At 35.9% G+C, this 20,913-nt stretch carries 16 protein-coding genes; 12 read left to right on the top strand and 4 right to left on the bottom strand.

Translation table 11 applies throughout. The features are described from left to right. Positions 1–510: 510 nt before the first annotated feature. The 3 genes from map to FLAVO9AF_RS14710 all read left to right on the top strand — a co-directional run bounded on the left by map (position 511) and on the right by FLAVO9AF_RS14710 (position 5,307). Complete coding sequence (map, locus tag FLAVO9AF_RS14720) at positions 511–1,329, top strand: type I methionyl aminopeptidase (protein WP_159691153.1); 819 nt, start codon at positions 511–513, stop codon at positions 1,327–1,329. 145 nt (positions 1,330–1,474) lie between these two features. Beyond that, positions 1,475–2,308: a class I SAM-dependent methyltransferase gene (locus FLAVO9AF_RS14715; RefSeq protein ID WP_159690542.1), complete on the top strand. Its 834-nt coding sequence runs from the start codon at positions 1,475–1,477 to the stop codon at positions 2,306–2,308. A 92-nt stretch (positions 2,309–2,400) separates the two neighbouring features. Beyond that, complete coding sequence (locus tag FLAVO9AF_RS14710; protein WP_159690539.1) at positions 2,401–5,307, top strand: DEAD/DEAH box helicase; 2,907 nt, start codon at positions 2,401–2,403, stop codon at positions 5,305–5,307. Positions 5,308–5,365: 58 nt separating this feature from the next. On the opposite strand, the gene FLAVO9AF_RS14705 is transcribed toward FLAVO9AF_RS14710, so the two are convergent. Beyond that, positions 5,366–8,179, bottom strand: a complete 2,814-nt coding sequence (locus tag FLAVO9AF_RS14705; protein ID WP_159690536.1) for a pitrilysin family protein — start codon at positions 8,177–8,179, stop codon at positions 5,366–5,368. A gap of 170 nt (positions 8,180–8,349) precedes the next feature. Here FLAVO9AF_RS14705 and FLAVO9AF_RS14700 point away from each other — a divergent pair, with 170 nt between their 5' ends. The 3 genes from FLAVO9AF_RS14700 to pruA all read left to right on the top strand — a co-directional run bounded on the left by FLAVO9AF_RS14700 (position 8,350) and on the right by pruA (position 11,815). Further along, the gene (locus FLAVO9AF_RS14700) at positions 8,350–9,612 is read left to right on the top strand and encodes a DUF5103 domain-containing protein (protein ID WP_159690533.1); all 1,263 of its coding nucleotides are present in this window, start codon (positions 8,350–8,352) and stop codon (positions 9,610–9,612) included. Between the two features lie 67 nt (positions 9,613–9,679). Continuing rightward, entirely contained in the window at positions 9,680–10,066 is a 387-nt protein-coding gene (gene apaG, locus FLAVO9AF_RS14695; protein ID WP_159690530.1) for a Co2+/Mg2+ efflux protein ApaG, read from the top strand. Positions 10,067–10,186: 120 nt separating this feature from the next. Beyond that, positions 10,187–11,815, top strand: coding sequence for an L-glutamate gamma-semialdehyde dehydrogenase (gene pruA, locus FLAVO9AF_RS14690; protein ID WP_159690527.1), 1,629 nt, complete (start codon positions 10,187–10,189; stop codon positions 11,813–11,815). Positions 11,816–11,880: 65 nt separating this feature from the next. On the opposite strand, the gene FLAVO9AF_RS14685 is transcribed toward pruA, so the two are convergent. Together FLAVO9AF_RS14685 and rsmG are read right to left on the bottom strand one after the other, a co-directional pair. Beyond that, positions 11,881–13,002, bottom strand: coding sequence for a Gfo/Idh/MocA family protein (locus FLAVO9AF_RS14685; protein ID WP_159690524.1), 1,122 nt, complete (start codon positions 13,000–13,002; stop codon positions 11,881–11,883). Between the two features lie 267 nt (positions 13,003–13,269). Continuing rightward, positions 13,270–13,899: a 16S rRNA (guanine(527)-N(7))-methyltransferase RsmG gene (gene rsmG, locus FLAVO9AF_RS14680; RefSeq protein WP_159690521.1), complete on the bottom strand. Its 630-nt coding sequence runs from the start codon at positions 13,897–13,899 to the stop codon at positions 13,270–13,272. 109 nt (positions 13,900–14,008) lie between these two features. On the opposite strand from rsmG, the gene FLAVO9AF_RS14675 reads away from it, so the two are divergent. From FLAVO9AF_RS14675 to FLAVO9AF_RS14665, 3 genes are all read left to right on the top strand, one after another. After that, positions 14,009–15,103, top strand: coding sequence for an acyl-CoA desaturase (locus FLAVO9AF_RS14675; RefSeq protein ID WP_159690519.1), 1,095 nt, complete (start codon positions 14,009–14,011; stop codon positions 15,101–15,103). Between the two features lie 50 nt (positions 15,104–15,153). After that, entirely contained in the window at positions 15,154–16,341 is a 1,188-nt protein-coding gene (locus FLAVO9AF_RS14670; protein WP_159690516.1) for a pyridoxal phosphate-dependent aminotransferase, read from the top strand. A gap of 186 nt (positions 16,342–16,527) precedes the next feature. Beyond that, on the top strand, positions 16,528–18,402 hold the full coding sequence (locus FLAVO9AF_RS14665) for a U32 family peptidase (protein ID WP_159690514.1): 1,875 nt from the start codon (positions 16,528–16,530) through the stop codon (positions 18,400–18,402). A gap of 131 nt (positions 18,403–18,533) precedes the next feature. On the opposite strand, the gene FLAVO9AF_RS14660 is transcribed toward FLAVO9AF_RS14665, so the two are convergent. Further along, the gene (locus FLAVO9AF_RS14660) at positions 18,534–19,397 is read right to left on the bottom strand and encodes an AraC family transcriptional regulator (protein ID WP_159690511.1); all 864 of its coding nucleotides are present in this window, start codon (positions 19,395–19,397) and stop codon (positions 18,534–18,536) included. Positions 19,398–19,485: 88 nt separating this feature from the next. Here FLAVO9AF_RS14660 and FLAVO9AF_RS14655 point away from each other — a divergent pair, with 88 nt between their 5' ends. From FLAVO9AF_RS14655 to FLAVO9AF_RS14645, 3 genes are read left to right on the top strand one after another with little or no spacing between them, the layout of a single operon-like run. Further along, complete coding sequence (locus FLAVO9AF_RS14655) at positions 19,486–19,848, top strand: DUF983 domain-containing protein (protein WP_159690509.1); 363 nt, start codon at positions 19,486–19,488, stop codon at positions 19,846–19,848. A 55-nt stretch (positions 19,849–19,903) separates the two neighbouring features. Then, positions 19,904–20,224, top strand: a complete 321-nt coding sequence (locus FLAVO9AF_RS14650) for a DUF6370 family protein (protein ID WP_159690506.1) — start codon at positions 19,904–19,906, stop codon at positions 20,222–20,224. Then, entirely contained in the window at positions 20,225–20,800 is a 576-nt protein-coding gene (locus FLAVO9AF_RS14645; protein ID WP_064716405.1) for a Crp/Fnr family transcriptional regulator, read from the top strand. Positions 20,801–20,913 lie beyond the last annotated feature (113 nt).

Here is a 20,913-nt window from a genome sequence, read left to right as displayed (position 1 = left end):
GGTTTACGCAAGGGACGCAAAGACTAAAGCAACTTACTTTTAAACATTTAAGCCATAGAAGTTTTGGTTAAAATTATGGGTGTTTTTTGAACCATATAAGAAATTGAAGGGCATATAAGATTTAGCAAAAATCCGTTAAATCTGTGTAATCCGTGGCTAAATTTAACCGAAAAGTATTCACAAAGAAAAACTTCAATGACCTTATATGCCTTATATGGTTGAAAAAAGTAACGCAAAGACTAAACAATTAATTGATTAAATAGTTAAACGATTAAACATAAAAAACACTAATGCTGGCTCTTTAGCCCCGATTGAAGTGGAAATCCTTTTTTTCTACCTGCTCTTTAGGTAGAAAAAAAGATTGTAGCGGAAAGCGGGAACCTTGCTGCCTGAAAATGCCTATTGTTTCGCTCCTAATTTTTCTGATGGAATTTGTTGTGCTTCTGTAAAAAAAGAAGCGATACAATTATTTTAAAAGTCGTACTTTTGCCCACTGAAAATTTAGCTGCTATGATTATTGTAAAATCAAGAGAAGAAATTGAATTGATGCGCGAAAGTGCTTTGATTGTTTCCAAAACTTTAGGAATGATTGCCTCCGAAATCAAAGAAGGAGTGACTACTTTATATTTAGACAAATTGGCCGAAGCATTTATTCGCGATCACGGTGCAGTACCGAGTTTCTTGGGATTGTACGGTTTTCCGAATTCATTGTGTATGAGCCCAAACTCTCAGGTCGTACACGGTATCCCGAACAACAAACCGCTAGAGAGTGGGGATGTGATTTCGGTGGATTGTGGGGCTTTCAAAAATGGATTTCACGGTGATCACGCGTACTCTTTTGAGATTGGCGAAGTGGCACCTGAAACGAAAAAATTATTACAGGTTACGAAGGAATCGTTGTATGTTGGAATTCGCGAATTCAAATTAGGAAATCGCGTGGAAGACGTAGGAAATGCGATTCAAAAATATACTGAAGCCCACGGTTATGGTGTGGTTCGTGAATTAGTAGGTCACGGTTTAGGACAAAAAATGCACGAAGACCCAGAAATGCCAAACTACGGCAAAAGAGGTCGAGGTAAACTTTTTGTTGAAGGGATGGTTGTAGCCATCGAACCGATGATTAATATGGGAACCAAAAACATCAAACAACACAAAGACGGCTGGACCATCACTACTGCCGATGGAAAACCAAGTGCTCACTTTGAACACGATGTAGCCATCATTGACGGAAAACCGGAAATTTTATCGACTTTCAAATACATTTACAAAGCACTTGGCATTGAAAGCGATGAAGAAGAAGAGTTTAGAAAAATGCCTTTGGTGGTTTAAACACGAATTGCACGAATTTGAATTAAGACAATATCTACTGGGATTGCTAATCAATTATAATTCAAAAATTTCAAAAAATAATATAAAACGATTCATAAACACCGCTAGAGAATTCTAAATCTTTGTGAATCTTAGTGTAACAACTATGAAAAGACTTTTCAAAACCGTACTCAATACCATTCCGCGTCCCTTATTAATTCGTTTGAGTTATGTGGCGCGACCAATCATTGCTTTTACCTTAAAAGGTGACAAATTTACGGACCCAATTGATGGCAAAAGCTTTAAATCGATGTTGCCTTACGGATACGAAACGCAACGCAACAACGTGCTTTCTCCAAGTACGCTTTCGCTAGAAAGACACCGCTTGTTGTGGTTGTACCTCAACGAGCAAACGGACTTTTTTAAATCTGAACTTGATTCAGATTCTTTAGTTACAAACACTAAAAGAATTAAATTGAGAGATGCTGAAACAAATTCAGCATTAAAAGTCTTGCATTTTGCTCCTGAACAAGCTTTTTATAAATTGTTTCGCAAACAAAAAAACTTGGACTACACTACTACCGATTTGTTTTCGCCATTGGCAGATGTAAAAGCAGACATTTGTAATTTGCCTTTTGAAGACAATCAGTACGATGTGATTTTGTGCAACCACGTTTTGGAGCACATCCCAGACGATACCAAAGCGATGCAGGAATTGTACCGCGTGTTGAAACCTGGCGGAATGGCCATTTTACAGATTCCGCAGGACTTAAATCGTGACGTGACGTTTGCCGATGACTCAATTACCGACCAAAAAGAACGCGCGAAAATATTTGGACAATACGACCACGTGCGCATTTACGGCCGTGATTATTTTGACAAATTAAGAAGCATTGGTTTTACCGTAATCGAAGAGGATTATACCCGCAAAATTGCACCTGAATTGGTAGAAAAATACTGTTTGGCCAAAGGCGAAATAATCCCGGTTTGTTTTAAATAAACTTTGACAATCAATACGAATGTCACGAATTAGCAGGAATTGTTTTCGTATAATTTGAATTAGTTTACCATCAATCATTCATTAATTACCTTTTGGAACCCGAAAATTATTTCCAGTTTTGCTTTGATGTTAGTTTCGAAGCGAGACTCAATTACTATATTCCCACTGCCTATGTAGTTGGGCATACGGATACCATTACCTATTTAGAAAAAAAAGCTAGTCCTGAAGTCCTTCAAAGTATGGGGATAACGCTTGAGAACTTAAATACTGCTACACAAAAAATAGTGTCGATTTGTGAAGTACTCCAACCTGAAGCCCTGTTTAAGAAATACCGAACTAAAAGCAAATCGGCCAAAAATATTGAAGATTTACTTAAAGATGAAAAGTTAAAATTCGGCATTGAGCAGTTTATAAAAATAAGCTTAGCGCAATTTTATTCTTTAGTAAAAGAGAACGATTTCCCGCTCTCATTAAACTTGGGAAAAGAAAAAGATTTTCGCATCAGCCGTATCGCTACTCAAAATCCAGCCTTAGCGACCGAACTGCATTTTGACAAACACGACAACGGAATTTCGTACACCCTTTTGCTAAAAGACGAGACTACCTCATTTTATCCCTCCAATACCAAGGTCACCTTGCTTTTGGATGAACCGGGATGGTTGGTTGCCTATCATAAATTGTATCAACTAAAAGACATTAATTCGAAAAAAATCACCCCTTTTTTGACCAAAAAAGTGGTGGAAATCCCCTCGAAATTAGTGCCTGATTATTTTGAAAAATTCATCAAAGACATTGCCAAAAAAGTAGACATATCGGCCAGTGGATTTAAAGTGGTTACCCGAAGCGCCATAGTTTCTTGTAACCTTCAATTGGTGTATGACTTTTTCAAAAACAGCTATTATATTGGGCTTTTATTTGATTACGATGGCTTTGTATTTGATGCCACTAAACCCAAAAACACCCATTCAGAAATTGACCTAAAGGATTTGAACAACATCCAATTGATGCAATTCAAACGAACGGATGCCGAACTCACCTATAATGAGGCGTTATTGGATTTGGGACTAAGTAAAAACGAGAATAATCTGTTTTGGTTGAACCAAAACACATCAAATCAAGACGCTTTCGGAACCATTCAATGGGCAATCGAAAATAAAGAGAAACTAGCATCCTTAGGTTTTTCTTTAGAAAATTTAAAAATAGACGGGAAGAAAATCGATAGCAATACCGTAACGATTGCTTTCTCCAACACCATTCAAAACGACTGGTTTGACATCAAAATGACTGTGGTTTGTGATGATTTTGAATTTAATTTCAGCGAGTTAATTCCGAATATAAAAAACAAAAATCGTCTGTTTTCCTTGCCTAACGGAAATTACTTTTTGATTCCATCAGAATGGATGACGCGCTACAGTGCGATGGCAAAATTGGCTAAAATCAAAAATGGAAATCTTGCGGTTCTCAAAAGTAATTTTGCTGTTTTTGAAGACATTCCGCAGTTGAAACAGGCCTTGCACGTGAAGGAATCTGTTCAATACCAACCTTCGCCTTTGGTTAAAGCCACCTTGCGACCGTATCAAATAGAAGGTGTGCAATGGCTCTTGGAACATTACAACAACGGTTTAGGCGCTTGCTTGGCCGATGATATGGGATTGGGAAAAACATTGCAAACCTTATCCACGCTGGTTGCCGTACAAGAAAAACTAGAATTTGAAAAAGCCGAAAATACCCAACTCGATTTGTTTGGCAACGAAATCCCCGTAGCCAAAGAATACTTAAAAGCCTTAATTGTGCTTCCCTCCTCTTTGGTGTTCAACTGGTATAACGAAGCTAGAAAATTTACGCCTCACTTTCGAAGAATTCAATATGTAGGACAAGACCGAAAACTATTGTCTAAAAAATTAGCAAAGTACGACTTGATTTTCACCAGTTATGCGGTGGTAGCGAGAGACCTTTCGATTTTAGAAAAATACCAATTTCATTATTTGATTTTGGATGAAAGCCAATACATCAAAAACAAAAATTCGAAAATCTTTAAAGCCATTAATCAACTGCAAACCACTCATAAAATCTCGTTGAGCGGCACGCCGATTGAAAATTCTTTAGACGATTTGTGGTCGCAAATGCAATTTATCAATCCGAATATTTTGGGGAGTTATGCTTTTTTTACTGAGCATTACAAATTCCCGATTGAGAAAAAACAAGACGAAAACAGTCTCGCAGAACTCAAAACCTTAGTCAGTCCTTTTATTTTAAGACGTACCAAAGAGCAAGTTTTAAAAGACTTACCAGAACTCTCCGAGCAAGTCTTCTATTGCGAGATGGAACCCGAACAAGAGAAATTATACGAAGAAGAAAAGTCGAAAGCGAGAAACGCACTTTTAAAAACCGATGGTTATGGCATTGACAAAATCAATATTATCAATACGTTGATGCGTTTGAGACAATTGAGCAATCACCCAAAAATGGTCGATGCCAAGTCCGAAATGGATTCTGGAAAATATATGGCGGTGACGCGTTATTTGGAAACCTTGGTGCAGTCCAATCAAAAAACGATAGTATTCAGTTCGTTTGTATCGAATTTGGAATTTTATAAAAAATGGAGCCTCGAGAACAAGATTGATTTTTGCGAACTCACTGGCGCTACCCCACAAAAAGAGCGCGCCTATCAAGTCCAGATATTCCAAGAGCAAGAGCGCTCAAAATTGTTTTTTATTTCCTTAAAAGCGGGTGGCGTGGGACTCAATATTACCAAAGCGTCTTATGTTTTGTTTTTGGACCCTTGGTGGAATCCTTTTGCCGAAAAGCAAGGTATTGGTCGTGCCCATCGTATTGGACAGCTGAACAAAGTGAATGTAATTCGATTCATCACTAAAAATACGGTGGAGGAAAAAATCATTCGTTTGCAGGAAAACAAAAAACTGCTTTCGGATGCGTTGCTTGATGAACAGCACATCAGCCCAGAACTTGAAGAAAATTTAGATTTTATTTTAACCTAAAAAAAACCTGCTACTTCATTGAAATAGCAGGTTTTGGTTTTGTGTTCTCTTTTGTGATTTATGATTTGCTTTCAGGCATCAACATCCCAATTACTTTGTCTTTGGTTAAATACTTTTTAGCCACTTCTTGAATGTCTTTTGCGGTTATAGCATTCACTTCGGCTTCGTATTTCAAGGTGTTTTCAGGATTGCTTCCATTTAAGAAAGATCTAGTGAAATTAGTCAACCAAAAACGGTTTTCTTTACTGTCTTTTCTATAATCAGCTAATTCTCCTTCTTTGTATTTGGCTACATCTTTTTCCTCTGGACCATTGGTAATAATCTTTTGTAACTCGTTCAATGCCGATGCCGTAAGCTTCTCTGCATTATCCGGACCACAAGGGAAATTAATAGTAAAATTATATGCCCCATAAGGCACTTTGTTCATACTACCACGAGCTGAAACCCCATATACCCCACTTTCAGATTCACGCAACTGCTCAATCAATTTGATACTCAACACTTCACCTAAAGCTTCCAAAGCCAAGGCTTCTTTTGGAGAATATTTGGCCTCACCATAAAACATGATATTCACATTACTTTTAGGATCGGTTCCTTTGTTTACCACTTTCTTCAAATCACCTTTTAGCATTCGGTAACCTAAGTCTACTGTTTTTTCCTTGGTTGCTGTTGCAGGTAAAGATGCCAAATATTTAGTAGCCAAAGCTTCAATGGTTTTATCATCTACATTTCCTACGAAGAAAAATTCAAAATCGGCTGCATTGGCAAAACGCTCTTTATATTTGTCATACGCTAGTTTGTAATCTGTTTCGTCCCATGATTTATCTGTTGGTAAAATTCCGTTAAATCTTGGATTTTCTTTATTCAAATAGGCATAAAACTCTTGTTGGAAGTAATATTGTGGTTGCGAAGCCATATTTTTGAAGAAACTTGATTGTTTTTGTTTAAAGCCTTCAAATGCCTCTTGATCAAAATTCAAATCAGTGAAATAAGCGTTCACCATTTGAAACAAATATTCTAAATCTTTTGGTGTGGCATTCCCTCTTAATCCTTCTGTTGTTTGACCAATGTATGGATTGACACGCGCAATTTTCCCTGTCATGAATTTGTTGATATCATTCAATTTCAATCCAGAAAAACCTGCTTCTGCAAGAGCGCCATTTGCGAATTGCACTTTTTTCATTTCTTCATTAGAATACAAATTACTTCCTCCTAAACTTACAGCTTCAAAAAGCACTTCGTCATTTTTAAAATCGGTCGTTTTGTATACAACTTTTACTCCATTAGACAATACTAACGTTTTGGTGCCTAAAGCAGCATTAGCTTCTCTTTTTACTACAGTTCCTGCTCTTACCTCTTTTCTAAGTAAACTTGCCGCTACTGCCTTATCTTCATATGGTTTCAAATCCGCTTCATTGACTTTTAGAGTTTCTAACACCTCTTGTTCCGTAACTTTTTTCAAGTTGTCTTTTTGAGGTCCCATAAAAACAACCACACGATTATCTTCTTTGATGTAATTTTTAATAAAACCATTCACATCTGCTAAAGTAATAGAAGGCATTAATTTTTTCATCGTTTCGAAAGTCCATTCTATACCGGGTAATGGCTCTTTTTCAAGGAAATTCAATTGCATTTCTTCAACAAAATTCTCAGAATCTGTTTTAGCTCTGTCGTTATAATTCTTTTCAATTTGTGCTAAGAAATCGGCTTTGGCTCTATCCAATTCTCCAGAAGTAAAACCAAATTTTTTGGTTCTTTCATTCTCTGTAACCAACACTTTCAAAGCGCTTAATTGCTTATCTTCAGCCATCATAGCAACAGATTGATACGCTTTTTTATTTCTAGCATAGGTTCCTCCATAATAGGAATATCCAAAAGTAAATGGTGGTGTTGCAGAGTTAGTCAATTCCTCCAAACGATTGTTCAACGAGGTATTAAACAAGCCTTCTACTATGTAATTTCTAAAATCTCCAACTGTTGTAATTGTTTTTGGCGCATCATAATCTTTATAGACCAACTGCACTTGTGTATTTGAAGCTTCTTTGTCACTTTCTACAGCAACAAAAGTTTCTTTATGATTAGGCACTTCAAAAACGTTTCTCACTTTTTCGTTGGCTGGGTTTTTATAGACTGAGAAATGTTCTTTAATTTTCTTTTCCATTTCGGCCACATCAATATCTCCTACCACAATAACACTCATCAAATTAGGACGGTACCAATCTTTGTAAAAACGCGTTAAGGTTTCATATTTGAATTTTTCCAAAATCTCTTTTTTACCAATAGGTAAACGAGACGCATATTTAGAATTGTGCATCATTTTCGGAAGATAACGACTCATCATTCTTTTTTGAGCGCCTAATCCTAAACGATATTCTTCTAGAACTACGCCGCGTTCTTTATCAATTTCTTCGGGTGTCAATACGGTATTGAATGCCCAATCTTCTAAAATTTGAAATCCTTTTTCTAATTTTTCTGGATTATCAGAAGGAATCGGAAGAAAATAAACAGTTTCATCAAAGCTAGTGTAAGCGTTTAAATGCTGTCCGAACTTAACTCCAATACTTTGCAAATAATCTACTAATTGATTCTTAGGAAAGCGTTTGGTTCCGTTAAAACACATGTGCTCCATAAAGTGAGCCAAGCCTTGTTGGTCATCGTCTTCCAGAATTGAACCTGCGTTTACGACCAACCTAAGATCTACTTTCTTTTCTGGTTTGGCATTCTTTTTAATGTAGTAGGTCAACCCATTATCGAGTTTACCAGTTTTGACATTCGGATCAAATGGAATAGCTTGTCCATAATCCATAGTTTGGGCTAATATTGTTACAGGAAACAATAATACCCCCAATGCGAATTGGTTGAATTTTTTCATAAAAAATGTTTTGTTGATAGAGTAAAACTATAGATTTAACGTCAAATCAAAATCTTTATTATAATAAAATTAACAGAAATTACTTCCAAAAAAAACATATCAACGATTTAACTACAAAAAAACGGGATAAATAAAGGGGTTTAGTATATTTACATTACAAAATAATCAAAATGCGGAACCTTTTTTTAAAAATCATCTTTGGATTATTAAGCTTTTTACACTTCAATAGCCTTGAAGCTCAGTCACTCCAAGAAATAATCCCTCCTTACAACATTAAGACCATTTCCTTTATGAATAATGGTCAAAATGTAATTCCGGTCTTTAAATTAGGAGAATCTTTTGAGCTTAACTTTGATGATTTATTTGGGAATGAAGCCAATTATTACTACGAAATTATTCATTGTGACTACAACTGGGTGCCTTCAGATATTCCCAAGCAAGAATACCTAAAAGGTCTTGATAATCAAAGAATTATTGATTATTCGAATTCTTTCAACTGTCTTCAATTGTATTCACATTACCAGCTTAACATTCCCAACCAATTTACTCAATTGGCTTTGAGCGGTAACTATATAATCAAAATTTTAAATGAAGACAGAGACGTTGTTTTTTCAAGAAAGTTCATCATTTATGAAGACATTGCTAACGTACGATTACAAGTTAAAAGAGGAAGAAATATAAGCACTATTGAAAGCAAACAAAACCTAGATTTTTCTATAACGTCAAAGAGCCTTACATTTCAAAATCCATTGCAAAATGTCAAAATTTTGCTATTACAAAATCGCCAATTTACTACTGGAATTAAAAATATCGCACCGCAATACACCATCGGTAATGAACTCGTTTACAAGTATGATTCAGAAACACAATTTTGGGGAGGTAATGAATTTCGTTTTTTTGATAATAAAGAAATTAGAAACGCCGCGAATAATGTCGCAAAAATAAGTTCTAATGGTGCCATTTATAACAGTTTTCTTTTTACCGACGAAGCAAGAGCCAACCTACCTTATAGCTTTACACTAGACGCTAATGGAAATTTTGTTGTTCGGAATTTAAACGCTGCCAATAATAAAATTGAAGCCGATTATGCTTGGGTCTATTTCAGTTTATCTGCTCCTAGCTTTCGATTGGACAAAGACATCTACATTAATGGAATGTTCAACAATTATGCACTGACTCCAGAAAATAAAATGGAGTACAACGAGAAAAAAAACCTTTATGAAAAAGCATTGCTAATCAAACAAGGTTTTACAAATTATCAATATGTAGTTGCGGACACTAAAGGTAAAATTGACCAAGAAAACAGTATTGATGGAAACTTTTTTCAAACAGAAAATGAATATGAAATAATCGTTTACTACAGAGAAAACACTCAAAGATACGATCGCGTAATCGGGTTTGTAGCAATAAATTCTGTTAGTATAACCAACTAAATAAAAAAATATTTTTCAATAGATTTTTTTGTAATTTTGTCATTATTAAGCAGCTACTTTCCACAATATGGTTTCACAAATAACAAGAGGCATAAAAATATCGGTTTTGACTAGTTTTGAAGGGACTTACTTCAAAAACTACAAAATACACTTTGCCTTTAGTTACCAAATAACAATTGAGAATCACAGCAAAGATTCTGTTCAACTTACCTCTCGCCACTGGGAAATCTACGATTCACTCAACTACAATGAAGTGGTAGATGGTGAAGGAGTAATAGGTAAAAAACCGGTTTTGAAACCAGGAGAACAACATACCTATAGTTCTGGTTGCTTATTATCCTCGCCTTATGGCGCTATGAAAGGATATTTCAATATGATTAATTTTACTACTACTAAAAATTTCAAAGTATTTGTGCCTAATTTTAGATTATGCGCTTCATTTGCTTTGAATTAATTTGACTTTTATTCTGTGATTTAGAATAAAAATTTCATTTTAACTTTGTACTTTTGCATCAAATTATTGGCAATAGCCAAATCATCATTATTTTCTGTTCAATTATTTAATATAAAAAATATGCTAAAAGGATTTTTTAACGTACCCAAAGCGGTTAACGAACCTGTAAAAGGTTACGCCCCTAACTCCCCAGAAAAAGCAGCAGTTCTTGCAGCATACAAAGCCATGTGGAATTCAAAAATTGATGTTCCTTTATACATTGGTAGCGAAGAAATCAAAACGGGTAATACTAGAAATATGACCGCGCCACACGATCATCAACATGTGGTAGGAACGTATCATTTAGCCGAAAAAGCACATATTGAAAAAGCCATTGCGAGTGCTCTTGAAGCCAGAACAGCATGGGCAAATATGGCATGGGAACAACGTGCAGCTATCTTCTTAAAAGCTGCCGAGTTGATTGCTGGACCATACAGAGCTAAAATCAATGCTGCAACGATGATTGCGCAATCTAAAAATATTCACCAAGCCGAAATTGATGCATCATGTGAGTTGATTGACTTTTTACGTTTTAACGTAGAGTTCATGACTCAAATCTATGCTGACCAACCTAAATCGACTTCTGATATGTGGAACCGATTAGAATACCGTCCGTTAGAAGGATTCGTATACGCAATCACTCCATTCAACTTTACTGCTATCGCTGCCAATCTTCCTGCAAGTGCTGCTATGATGGGTAACGTAGTAATTTGGAAACCAAGTGACAGCCAAGTATTCTCTGCAAAAATTATCATCGATGTATTCAAAGAAGCGGGAGTTCCAGATGGCGTAATCAATGTGGTTTTTGGAGATGCTTTAATGGTTACCGATACGGTTCTAGCAAGTCGTGATTTCGCAGGAGTTCACTTTACAGGTTCAACACATGTATTCAAAGACATTTGGGCAAAAATTGGAACCAACATTCACCATTACAAAACCTACCCAAGAATTGTAGGAGAAACCGGTGGTAAAGATTTCGTGGTAGCTCATCCAAGTGCTAATGTAAAACAAGTAGCTACTGGAATTGTTCGTGGCGCTTTCGAATTTCAAGGACAAAAATGTTCTGCCGCTTCAAGAGCTTATGTTCCTCAAAGTATGTGGCCAGCCTTGAAAGAACAATTGATTACAGATACTAAATCAATGAAAATGGGGTCTCCAGAAGATTTTGGAAACTTCATTACTGCAGTAATTCACGAAGGATCATTTGACAAATTAGCTAGCTATATTGATCAAGCGAAAAAAGATGCTGATGCAGAAATTATTGTTGGTGGAAATTATGATAAATCCGTTGGGTATTTTATCGAACCTACCATTATTGTAACAAGCAATCCAAAGTACACGACTATGGAAACCGAATTATTCGGTCCTGTAATCACAATCTATGTTTACGAAGATGCGAATTGGGCAGAAACATTAAAATTGGTAGACACCACTTCTGAGTACGCTTTAACAGGAGCTATCTTCAGTCAAGACCGTTACGCCATCGAAGAAGCGACAGTTGCTCTTCAAAATGCAGCTGGTAATTTCTACATCAATGACAAACCAACAGGTGCTGTAGTAGGTATGCAACCATTTGGTGGAGCGAGAGCTTCAGGAACCAACGACAAAGCTGGGTCTGCGTTGAACTTATTGCGTTGGGTTTCTCCAAGAACTATCAAAGAAACTTTTGTAACGCCAGAAGATTACAGATATCCATTTTTAGGAGAATAATTTTCTAAACACAACTATTTAAAAACCCCACATAAATCAACATTGATTTTTGTGGGGTTTGTTTTTTAAACCAAAGAAACTTTTTTACCCGTTTTTGCCGCCTCATAAATAGCCTCCAAAATCTTTACATCCTTCAGTCCTTCGGCTCCGGTAATATGACTTGGTAATTTTTTATTTTCTAGTAAAATTTTACCTATGGCATCCATTTGGGTTTGTTGCTGATTGATTTCAGGAAAATTCATTTCTCCGTTGCTTGTCCTACCTCTAAACGGTCCATAACTGATGGCTGGACTTAACTCAAAAAATCCTTCATCCGCTGACGCAAATAATCTATCTACCCCACAACTATAGGAAGTAGAAGAATTACTAACCGCTCCACTTGGAAAATTCAACTGCCATGTAATGGATTCTTCTACTTCTGCAAATTTAACTTTATTGGTTATTGGACCAAATTGAGCCGTTACTGAAATAGGTTCTTCACCTAACAAATAGCGACTAGCCTGTACACAATAAATTCCCAAATTAACCAATGGGCCACCACCAGATAAACTACGCTTTAAATGCCAATCGATGGTATCACCTGTATTATAGCCTAAAGAAGTTTCGACTAAACGAACTTGGCCAAAAACTTTTTCTTGCCCTAAACGCATCATTTCTAAATTATAGGGCTCAAAATGCAATCTATAACCAACTGCAAGTTGCACTCCCGCTTTTTCACAAGCAGCAATCATTTCTTCACAATCACTTGCCGTTACAGCCATCGGTTTCTCAACAATCACATGCTTTCCTGCTTTTGCAGCTCTTATTACAAACTCTTTATGCATGGCATTGGGCAAAACCACATAAACTAAATCAATATCTTTATTATGAATAATTTCATCAAAATTCTGATAATTGTACCTGTTTTTTTCAGGGATGCTATACTTTTTACCCCAATCTAAGGCTTTTGATGGCGTACCTGTTACAATTCCAGCTAACCTACAGTATTTTGAAACTTCTAAACCTTTAGCTAAGTAATCTGCATAACGACCTAAACCGCAAAGAGCAATATTTAATTTTACCCCATCATAGGTTTCACTCGGATTTTCTGGTAAGGCTATAAATGATGGAAGCGATGCCATTACCGAGGTTGCCCCAACTCCAACACCAAAATTGTGGATAAAAGTACGTCTAGAAATTTTTCTCATTTTAGTTAAGTTTTAGAATCCATAAATGAATAAGACATTATAATAATTCAAAAGTTACAAAAATGCTATAAAAAGAAACCCCAACAAAAAACTAGGCTCTTTGTTGGGGCATATTTATTTCTATCTTTTAGCAACAGCATCAAAAGGCATTTTAGCCAGCAAAGTCCCGCTGTCCGTATATCTTGCTTGCCGAACCCCGTCAAGCAAGGATGCCGCTACCATCGGGGTTAAAAGGATAAATGGGTGTGTTTTTGTGAGCAATAGAAGCTACACTACAAACTTCAACGGCAAGTGCACCACTTTTTTGGTTTCGAAAAATTCGTCTTCAAAAATGTCGGACAAATTATATTCTGTAGCCTTCGGAAAATCCTTTAACTCTTCGGTCAAATCGCCTCCTTTTAAATACAAAATACCATTTTTCAATTCGTGTTTGTGTTGCTTTTTGATTTTAGTTTTCACCCAAGAAACAAAGTCTGGCATATTAGTGACCGCACGACTAACAATAAAATCAAAATCGCCTTTTACATTTTCAGCACGAATTTGCTCTGCTTTTACGTTTTTTAATTCTAAAGCTTCCGCAACCGCTTTGACCACTTTTATTTTTTTGGCGATTACATCAATCAAATAAAAACGCGTTTCGGGAAACAAAATCGCCAAAGGTATTCCAGGGAAACCACCGCCAGTACCCACATCCAAAACATAAGTTCCAGGTTCGAATTTATTTATTTTGGCAATTCCTAGCGAATGCAAAACGTGTTTAGTGTACAAAGCATCAATATCTTTTCTCGAAATAACATTTATTTTTTCATTCCAATCGTGGTATAAAAAATCCAACTTTGCAAACTGCTCTTTCTGCACATCCGTTAGATTAGGAAAATACTTTAGAATTTCATCCATGGCATTAAATTTTTAACAAAAGTACTTATTTTACAGCGGAAATTTTTAACTCAATAATGTATATTCGAAAATTTATAATAGTTACATTTGCAATTATTTAAAAATTCCTATGAATACTACTGCACCTACTTTTTCAAAGCAAGACAATTTAAAATTTTTTAGAACACTTAACTCACGGGTTAACAGTTACTTTAAAGAAAACAACATACAAAAAACAGGAAACTGGAAATTGCATTTAAAAACAATCATCTTATTTACTGTTTTTTTAGCTCCTTATTTTATTATTCTAACGCTTGACCTTCCGTTTTGGGCTTATTTATTGCTCACAATCGTTATCGGAATTGGAATGGCTGGAGTAGGAATGAACGTAATGCACGATGGAAATCACGGTTCGTATTCCACAAAAAGTTGGGTCAACAAATTTATGGGAGGTTCTATTTACATCCTAGCCGGAAATGTATACAACTGGCAAGTGCAACACAATGTTTTACACCACACTTACACGAATATCCCTGGTCACGATGAAGACTTAGACGCGGGAAGAATTATTCGTTTTACGAAAGAAGCCAAATGGCAAAAATTCCACCGTTTTCAACACTACTACTCTATCTTTTTGTACGGTTTATTGACCTTCAATTGGGCCATCACTACCGATTTCAAACAAATGAAAAGTTATTTGAAACGTAAATTATCGTATGGTGAACCTAAAAGCCCAAAAATCCTTTGGACAACTTTAATCATCACAAAAATGATTTATGTATCAATTTGGATTGTTTTACCAATAGTTATTGGTATCACTTGGTGGAAAGTTTTGATTGGCTTTTTTGTAATGCATTATACTGCAGGACTTATCCTAAGTGTTGTTTTCCAACTAGCTCACGTGGTAGAAGAAACAACCAATCCGTTACCAAATGAAAACGGAGAAATCGAAAACACTTGGGCCATTCACCAATTATTTACTACAACCAATTTTGCTCCAAAAAACGCCATTGTTAATTGGTATACTGGAGGATTAAATCACCAAATCGAACACCACATTTTCCCAAATATCAGTCATATTCACTACGGAAAAATTGCAAAAATTGTGAAAGAAACCGCTCAAGAATGCAACCTTCCTTACTACGAATACAAAACGATGCGTAGTGCTGTAATTGCACATTTCAAACACTTGAAAGAATTGGGAATGAAACCAGAATTAGCCTAAACTTACTACTGCTAAATTCAACACGAACTAATTACTATTTACTATATAAAATGAATCCACTTTCAGACAGAATTAACAACCTTGCCACTTCGCAAACTTTAGCGATGGCAGCATTAGCAAGAGAATTAAAAGCACAAGGAAAAGATATTATCAGCTTGAGTTTGGGAGAACCTGACTTTAATACGCCTGACTTTATTAAAGAAGCCGCTAAAAAAGCAATCGACGACAACTACAGTACCTATTCTCCAGTTGACGGATACCAAGATTTAAAAGAAGCCATTTGCAGAAAATTCAAAAGAGATAATGATTTAGATTATAAACCTTCTCAAATTGTAGTTTCTACAGGTGCAAAACAATCGTTGTACAACATTGCTCAAGTAATGTTAAACGATGGTGACGAAGTTATTTTACCAGCACCTTACTGGGTTTCTTATTACGAGATTGTAAAATTATCAGGTGGTGTTCCTGTAGAAGTTCCTACTTCTGTAGAAACCGATTTCAAAATCACACCAGAACAATTAGAAGCAGCCATCACTCCTAAAACAAAAATGATGTGGTTCTCTTCTCCTTGTAACCCATCAGGTTCAGTGTACAACAGAGAAGAATTGACTGCTTTAGCTAAAGTATTAGAAAAGTATCCAAATATTTATGTGGTAGCTGACGAAATCTACGAGCACATCAATTTTTCAGGAACTTTTTGCAGTATTGGGTCTATTCCAGGTATGTTAGAAAAAACCATTACAGTAAACGGTGTTGCAAAAGCATTTGCAATGACAGGTTACCGAATTGGATATATTGGAGCGCCTGAATTTATCGCAAAAGCGTGTACAAAAATTCAAGGGCAAGTAACTTCGGGAGCTAACTCTGTAGCACAAAGAGCTACTATTACCGCTGTTGATGCAGACCCAAGCGTATTGAATCATATGGTTCAGGCTTTCCACAGCCGTAGAGATTTAGTAGTAGGATTATTAAAAGAAATCCCTGGTATCAAAATCAACGTTCCAGAAGGTGCTTTCTACGTTTTTCCAGACGTTTCTTCTTTCTTCGGAAAAACATTAAAAGGAACCGAAATTAAAGATGCTAACGACGTTTCTATGTATCTTTTGGCAGAAGCTTGTGTGGCTACTGTTACAGGTGATGCTTTTGGAAATCCAAATTGCATTCGTTTCTCTTACGCTACTAGCGAAGCTTTATTAACCGAAGCTTTAAAAAGAATCAAAGACGCTTTGGCAGGATAAACCAAAGTTTTATTGTTATAGCAAGCCTCAAGGATTATTTCTTGAGGCTTTTTTTTATTTCATATAAATTGAATTGTCCTTGTATTAGTTTTTAAAAAAAATCCTCTTGAATTAGAAATCTTAAATATTTTATCAGACCTTTGCAGACTTTTTTTCGCGAACACTGGAAAAGCTAAAGTTGTAATAATGAAGAAGAAAATAGAAATACTAGCGCCCGCCAAAGATTTAATTCACGGTATGGCAGCTATCAATGCAGGTGCCGATGCGGTTTATATTGGTGCTCCTCAGTTTGGTGCCCGTTCTAATGCTCATAATTCTCTTGAAGATGTGGCTGCTTTGGTGCAATATGCCCATTTGTATTATGCCCAAGTTTTTGTGGTTATCAATACGATTTTGTACGACAACGAATTGGAAACCTGTCGTCAAATGATTTGGGAATTGTATGAAATTGGCGTTGATGCCTTAATCGTACAAGATATGGCCATTATGGAAATGGACTTACCTCCTATCGTTTTACACGCAAGTACACAAGCGAATAATCGCGACCCACACAAAATTAAATTCTTAAAAGATGCGGGAATGAAACGCGTGGTTTTGGCTCGTGAATTGAATTTACACCAAATCAAAGAAATCGCCGAAACATCAGATGTTGAACTAGAATTTTTCGTGACTGGAGCACTTTGTGTGTCTTTCAGCGGAAACTGTTATATGAGTGTGGCCAATGGAGAACGTTCTGCCAATCGTGGTTCGTGTGCTCAAAACTGCCGTTTACCCTACAACCTCATCGATGGTAATGGCGAGACTTTAATCAAAAATAGTCACTTACTTTCGATTAAGGATTTTGACGTTTCGGACCAAATACCAAATTTAGTGGAAGCTGGAATTTGTTCTTTCAAAATCGAAGGACGATTGAAAGATATTGTTTATGTAAAAAATAACGTTTCTTATTTACGTCAAAAATTAGACGCTTTCTTAGAAGGAGATGGCTATGAAAAATACACCAAAGCTTCTTCTGGAACCTGTACTTATACTTTTGATTCCGCTTTGAACAAAACCTTCAACCGTGGATATACCGATTATTTTGTCAACGAAAGACATCAATCCATTGGTTCTTGGGAAAGTCCAAAATCGAAAGGACAATACATTGGCAAACTCGTTAAAACCATTGGAAATGCCTACGAAATCGAAAACGGCGAATTCCTAAACAACGGAGATGGACTTTGCTTCATCAACGAAAACAACGAAGCCGACGGAATCTATGTCAACAAAGTTGAAAATGGCTTGGCTTATCCAAATGTGTTGAAAGACATCAAACCAGGAACCTTCATTTATCGTAATAATGATGCCGCTTTCATCAAAGTTGTGGAACGAGAAGACAGTGCCGTTCGAAAAATCAGCACTACTTTATTGCTGACCGAAAACGAAAACGGATTCGAATTAATCGCTACAGACGAAGATGGAAATGTGAGTACAGTTCAATTGGCACATCCAAAAGAAAGAACCAAAAACAACGAATCCATCGAGGCCACTTTCAAAACGAATTTAGCCAAAACAGGATTCACACCTTACAAAGCAGACGAAATCACTATCTTATTTTCAGAAAATTGGTTCTTACCTATTTCCAAAATCAACGAGATGAGAAGAACCGTTTACGAACAACTGTCTGAAATTCGATTGAAAAATTACCATCGCGAAGAGCATCAATTGGTTAAAACAGACCATCCTTTCCCTGAAACCAAGCTAGATTTTATGTACAATGTTTCGAACAAACTAGCCCGTAAATTCTACGGACGTCACGGCGTTACCGAAATTGAAAAAGCCTTTGAATTGCAATGGGACCCTGGAAAATCACGTGTAATGACCACCAAATATTGCATCAAATATGAGTTAGAACGCTGTCCAAAATACCATCGAGAAAATATGGACAAAAAGGTAAAAGAACCTTTGGTACTGAAACAAGGCGAATTAGAATACAAACTCAAATTCAATTGTAAACCCTGCGAAATGGAGATTTGGGAAAAAGACGCCGAATTCGAAATCGAAGAAGATTATTTTCATTAGAATTTAACCGCAAAATGCGCAAAAGATAACGTAAGGTTCGCAAAGAGTTTATTATAAAACCTTTGCGAGCCTTTTTTATTGCAATTACATCTTTTTTTTTATCCGGAAAACAATAGAATTATTGAAGCAAATTATATTCTCGAAAGCCTAAAATTTGTAGGACTTTTGCCAACTTGCTTTTTAAACAATCTGGAAAAATAAGAATAATCATCGTAGCCTAGAGCAACTGCAATCTCATTTACAGTTAAGCGTTTATCTGTTAACATACGCTTAGCTTCTAAAATCACTCTTTGAATAATAACACTTGTGGTGGTCATTTGAAGAATTTCTTGACAAATTCGATTCAAATGTTTTAGACTAATATGCAATTCAGACGCATAAAAAGAAGGAGCCTTTTGAGTTCTAAAGTGCCTTTCAATGAGTGCTTCCAAATCTTTAATCTTTCTATTATAAAGATGTGTCTCAACAATGTGAATAGCATTGTATTTCCTTGCTATCTGAATATGAATGATATCCAATACATTTAAAATTACATCTTGTCGCCACTCTTTATCGTCTTTTACTTCTTCGACAATTGCCTCAAAATAAGGGATGAGTTTTTTAGATTCAGTAGCATCAAAAAGTAGTTCAGGTCGACTATTTAAGGAAGTGTAAAAAGCATAATCCTTGATTTGCTTTTGTCTAAAATACAGATTAAACATTTCCTCAGAATAAAAGATGACAAAACCGTCTATATCTTCGCTCAAACTCCAATGATGGATTTGTCCTGGCTTCAAAAAAAAGACGCTCCCATTTTGAATAGTAAATGTAGAGAAATCAATTTCGTGTGTCCCTGAACCTTGAGTAAAAAAAACCAACACATACGAATTATGTCTATGTGGTTCTTCTACAAAACGGTGTTTTTTTAGGTGGTCTTTAAACGTATTTACATATAAATCCTTATCGATTTGAGACGATAAAAATTTTCGTATTGGATAAATAGGATATTTTCCCATATGCTAAAAATGTCTTTTTTGTGCTATAAGTTGCGAATATAAAGAAAAGTAACAACGGAAGTAAAAATTACCTTTGAAAAAAAAATCCATGCCACATTCTATTTATCACATCCTAAATAACGATTGCCCTCAATGCCGAAAAGGCAAAATATTTGACGAAAGAAACATTTTTTTCAACTTGCATTTTCCTAAAATGCATACCCATTGTTCGAATTGTAATTATAAATTTGAGAAAGAACCTGGATATTTCTTTGGAGCAATGTATGTGAATTATGGAATAAGTGTTGCGCAAGGCATTCTAACTTATCTCATAGCCCATTTGTTTTTCACTGAAAGATTTGACTTAAGAATGATTCCTATAATCGCAGTTGTTCTTATATCTTTATCGCCTTTCAACATTCGTTTGTCAAGAATATTATGGATTTATCTATTTAAAAATTATGCCACCTAAGCCGTAATCCTTCAAAAAACTACTAACTTGCACTTATAATTTTTTTAAATCAAAAATGAGAAAAATAATATTTGCTCTGTTATTAGTCATTTCTGCAAGTAGTAATGCCCAAGAAAAAAAAGAAACGCCTAAGAAACAAATTGTAGAAGCTTCTTGCGGGCAATGCCAATTTGGTATGGAAGGAAAAGAGTGCGATTTAGCCGTTCGCATCAACGGAAAATCTTATTTCGTAGACGGTACACATATCGACCAACATGGAGATGCGCACGCCAAAGACGGTTTTTGTGCAGCCGTTAGAAAAGCTGAAGTAATTGGCGAAATCGTAGACAATCGCTTTAAAGTGACGTACTTCAAATTGTTACCTGAAAAAAAGTAAATGGCTTTAATTCTTCAAAATATTGCCAAACATGTGGCCTTAACCCCTGAGGAAGAGGCCTTATTTTTATCCAAAACAACGACACAAAAACACAAAGCCAAATCAGTTTTGTTGCACGCTGGTAAAGTGGCCGATAGTACTTATTTTGTCAACTCAGGGATTTTGAGAAGCTTCAATATCAACGACAACATTATCGAACACGTGTTGCATTTTGCCTGTGAAGGCTGGTGGATGGGCGATATGTACAGTTACATTTCTGGAAAACCCGGCAATCTTTTTATCGAAGTCCTAGAAGATGCTGAAATAGTTACCATTACCAAAGAAAACCATCAAGAACTCTATAAAGCCATTCCAAAATTGGAACGCTTTTTCAGAATACTCGCAGAGAATTCTTTAGTAACTCACCAAGAACGCTTAATGGATAATTTGAGCTTGACCGCCGAAGAACGCTATGAAAAGTTCTGCAAAAAATACCCCACTTTAATTCATAAACTCCCCCAAAAACACATTGCTTCTTATATTGGCGTAACACCTGAATTCTTTAGCAAAATGAAGAGTAGGTTATTGAAGAAGTAATGGCTATCCATTTCAAGCAAGAACTGGCTCACTATTTCACGCTTGTGTTAAAACACTCTTTCTTAATCTAGGTTAAGTGACTTTTGCTCACAACGAGCATACCTTTGTATCCT

Origin of the sequence: Flavobacterium sp. 9R (assembly GCF_902506345.1) — a bacterium.
Classification (GTDB): Bacteria; Bacteroidota; Bacteroidia; order Flavobacteriales; family Flavobacteriaceae; genus Flavobacterium.
The sequence above is the reverse complement of the archived record's forward strand: the minus strand, read 5'-3'. Positions and strand labels throughout refer to the sequence as shown.

What these genes read in the sequence shown, in the direction of transcription:
- FLAVO9AF_RS14685 (WP_159690524.1), bottom strand. Translation starts at nt 13,002, where the DNA reads ATGAGAAAAATTTCTAGACGTACTTTTATCCACAATTTTGGTGTTGGA.
- FLAVO9AF_RS14645 (WP_064716405.1), top strand. Translation starts at nt 20,225, where the DNA reads ATGGCTTTAATTCTTCAAAATATTGCCAAACATGTGGCCTTAACCCCT.
- FLAVO9AF_RS14650 (WP_159690506.1), top strand. Translation starts at nt 19,904, where the DNA reads ATGAGAAAAATAATATTTGCTCTGTTATTAGTCATTTCTGCAAGTAGT.
- FLAVO9AF_RS14665 (WP_159690514.1), top strand. Translation starts at nt 16,528, where the DNA reads ATGAAGAAGAAAATAGAAATACTAGCGCCCGCCAAAGATTTAATTCAC.
- rsmG (WP_159690521.1), bottom strand. Translation starts at nt 13,899, where the DNA reads ATGGATGAAATTCTAAAGTATTTTCCTAATCTAACGGATGTGCAGAAA.
- FLAVO9AF_RS14675 (WP_159690519.1), top strand. Translation starts at nt 14,009, where the DNA reads ATGAATACTACTGCACCTACTTTTTCAAAGCAAGACAATTTAAAATTT.
- map (WP_159691153.1), top strand. Translation starts at nt 511, where the DNA reads ATGATTATTGTAAAATCAAGAGAAGAAATTGAATTGATGCGCGAAAGT.
- FLAVO9AF_RS14660 (WP_159690511.1), bottom strand. Translation starts at nt 19,397, where the DNA reads ATGGGAAAATATCCTATTTATCCAATACGAAAATTTTTATCGTCTCAA.
- apaG (WP_159690530.1), top strand. Translation starts at nt 9,680, where the DNA reads ATGGTTTCACAAATAACAAGAGGCATAAAAATATCGGTTTTGACTAGT.
- FLAVO9AF_RS14670 (WP_159690516.1), top strand. Translation starts at nt 15,154, where the DNA reads ATGAATCCACTTTCAGACAGAATTAACAACCTTGCCACTTCGCAAACT.
- FLAVO9AF_RS14705 (WP_159690536.1), bottom strand. Translation starts at nt 8,179, where the DNA reads ATGAAAAAATTCAACCAATTCGCATTGGGGGTATTATTGTTTCCTGTA.
- pruA (WP_159690527.1), top strand. Translation starts at nt 10,187, where the DNA reads ATGCTAAAAGGATTTTTTAACGTACCCAAAGCGGTTAACGAACCTGTA.
- FLAVO9AF_RS14715 (WP_159690542.1), top strand. Translation starts at nt 1,475, where the DNA reads ATGAAAAGACTTTTCAAAACCGTACTCAATACCATTCCGCGTCCCTTA.
- FLAVO9AF_RS14700 (WP_159690533.1), top strand. Translation starts at nt 8,350, where the DNA reads ATGCGGAACCTTTTTTTAAAAATCATCTTTGGATTATTAAGCTTTTTA.
- FLAVO9AF_RS14655 (WP_159690509.1), top strand. Translation starts at nt 19,486, where the DNA reads ATGCCACATTCTATTTATCACATCCTAAATAACGATTGCCCTCAATGC.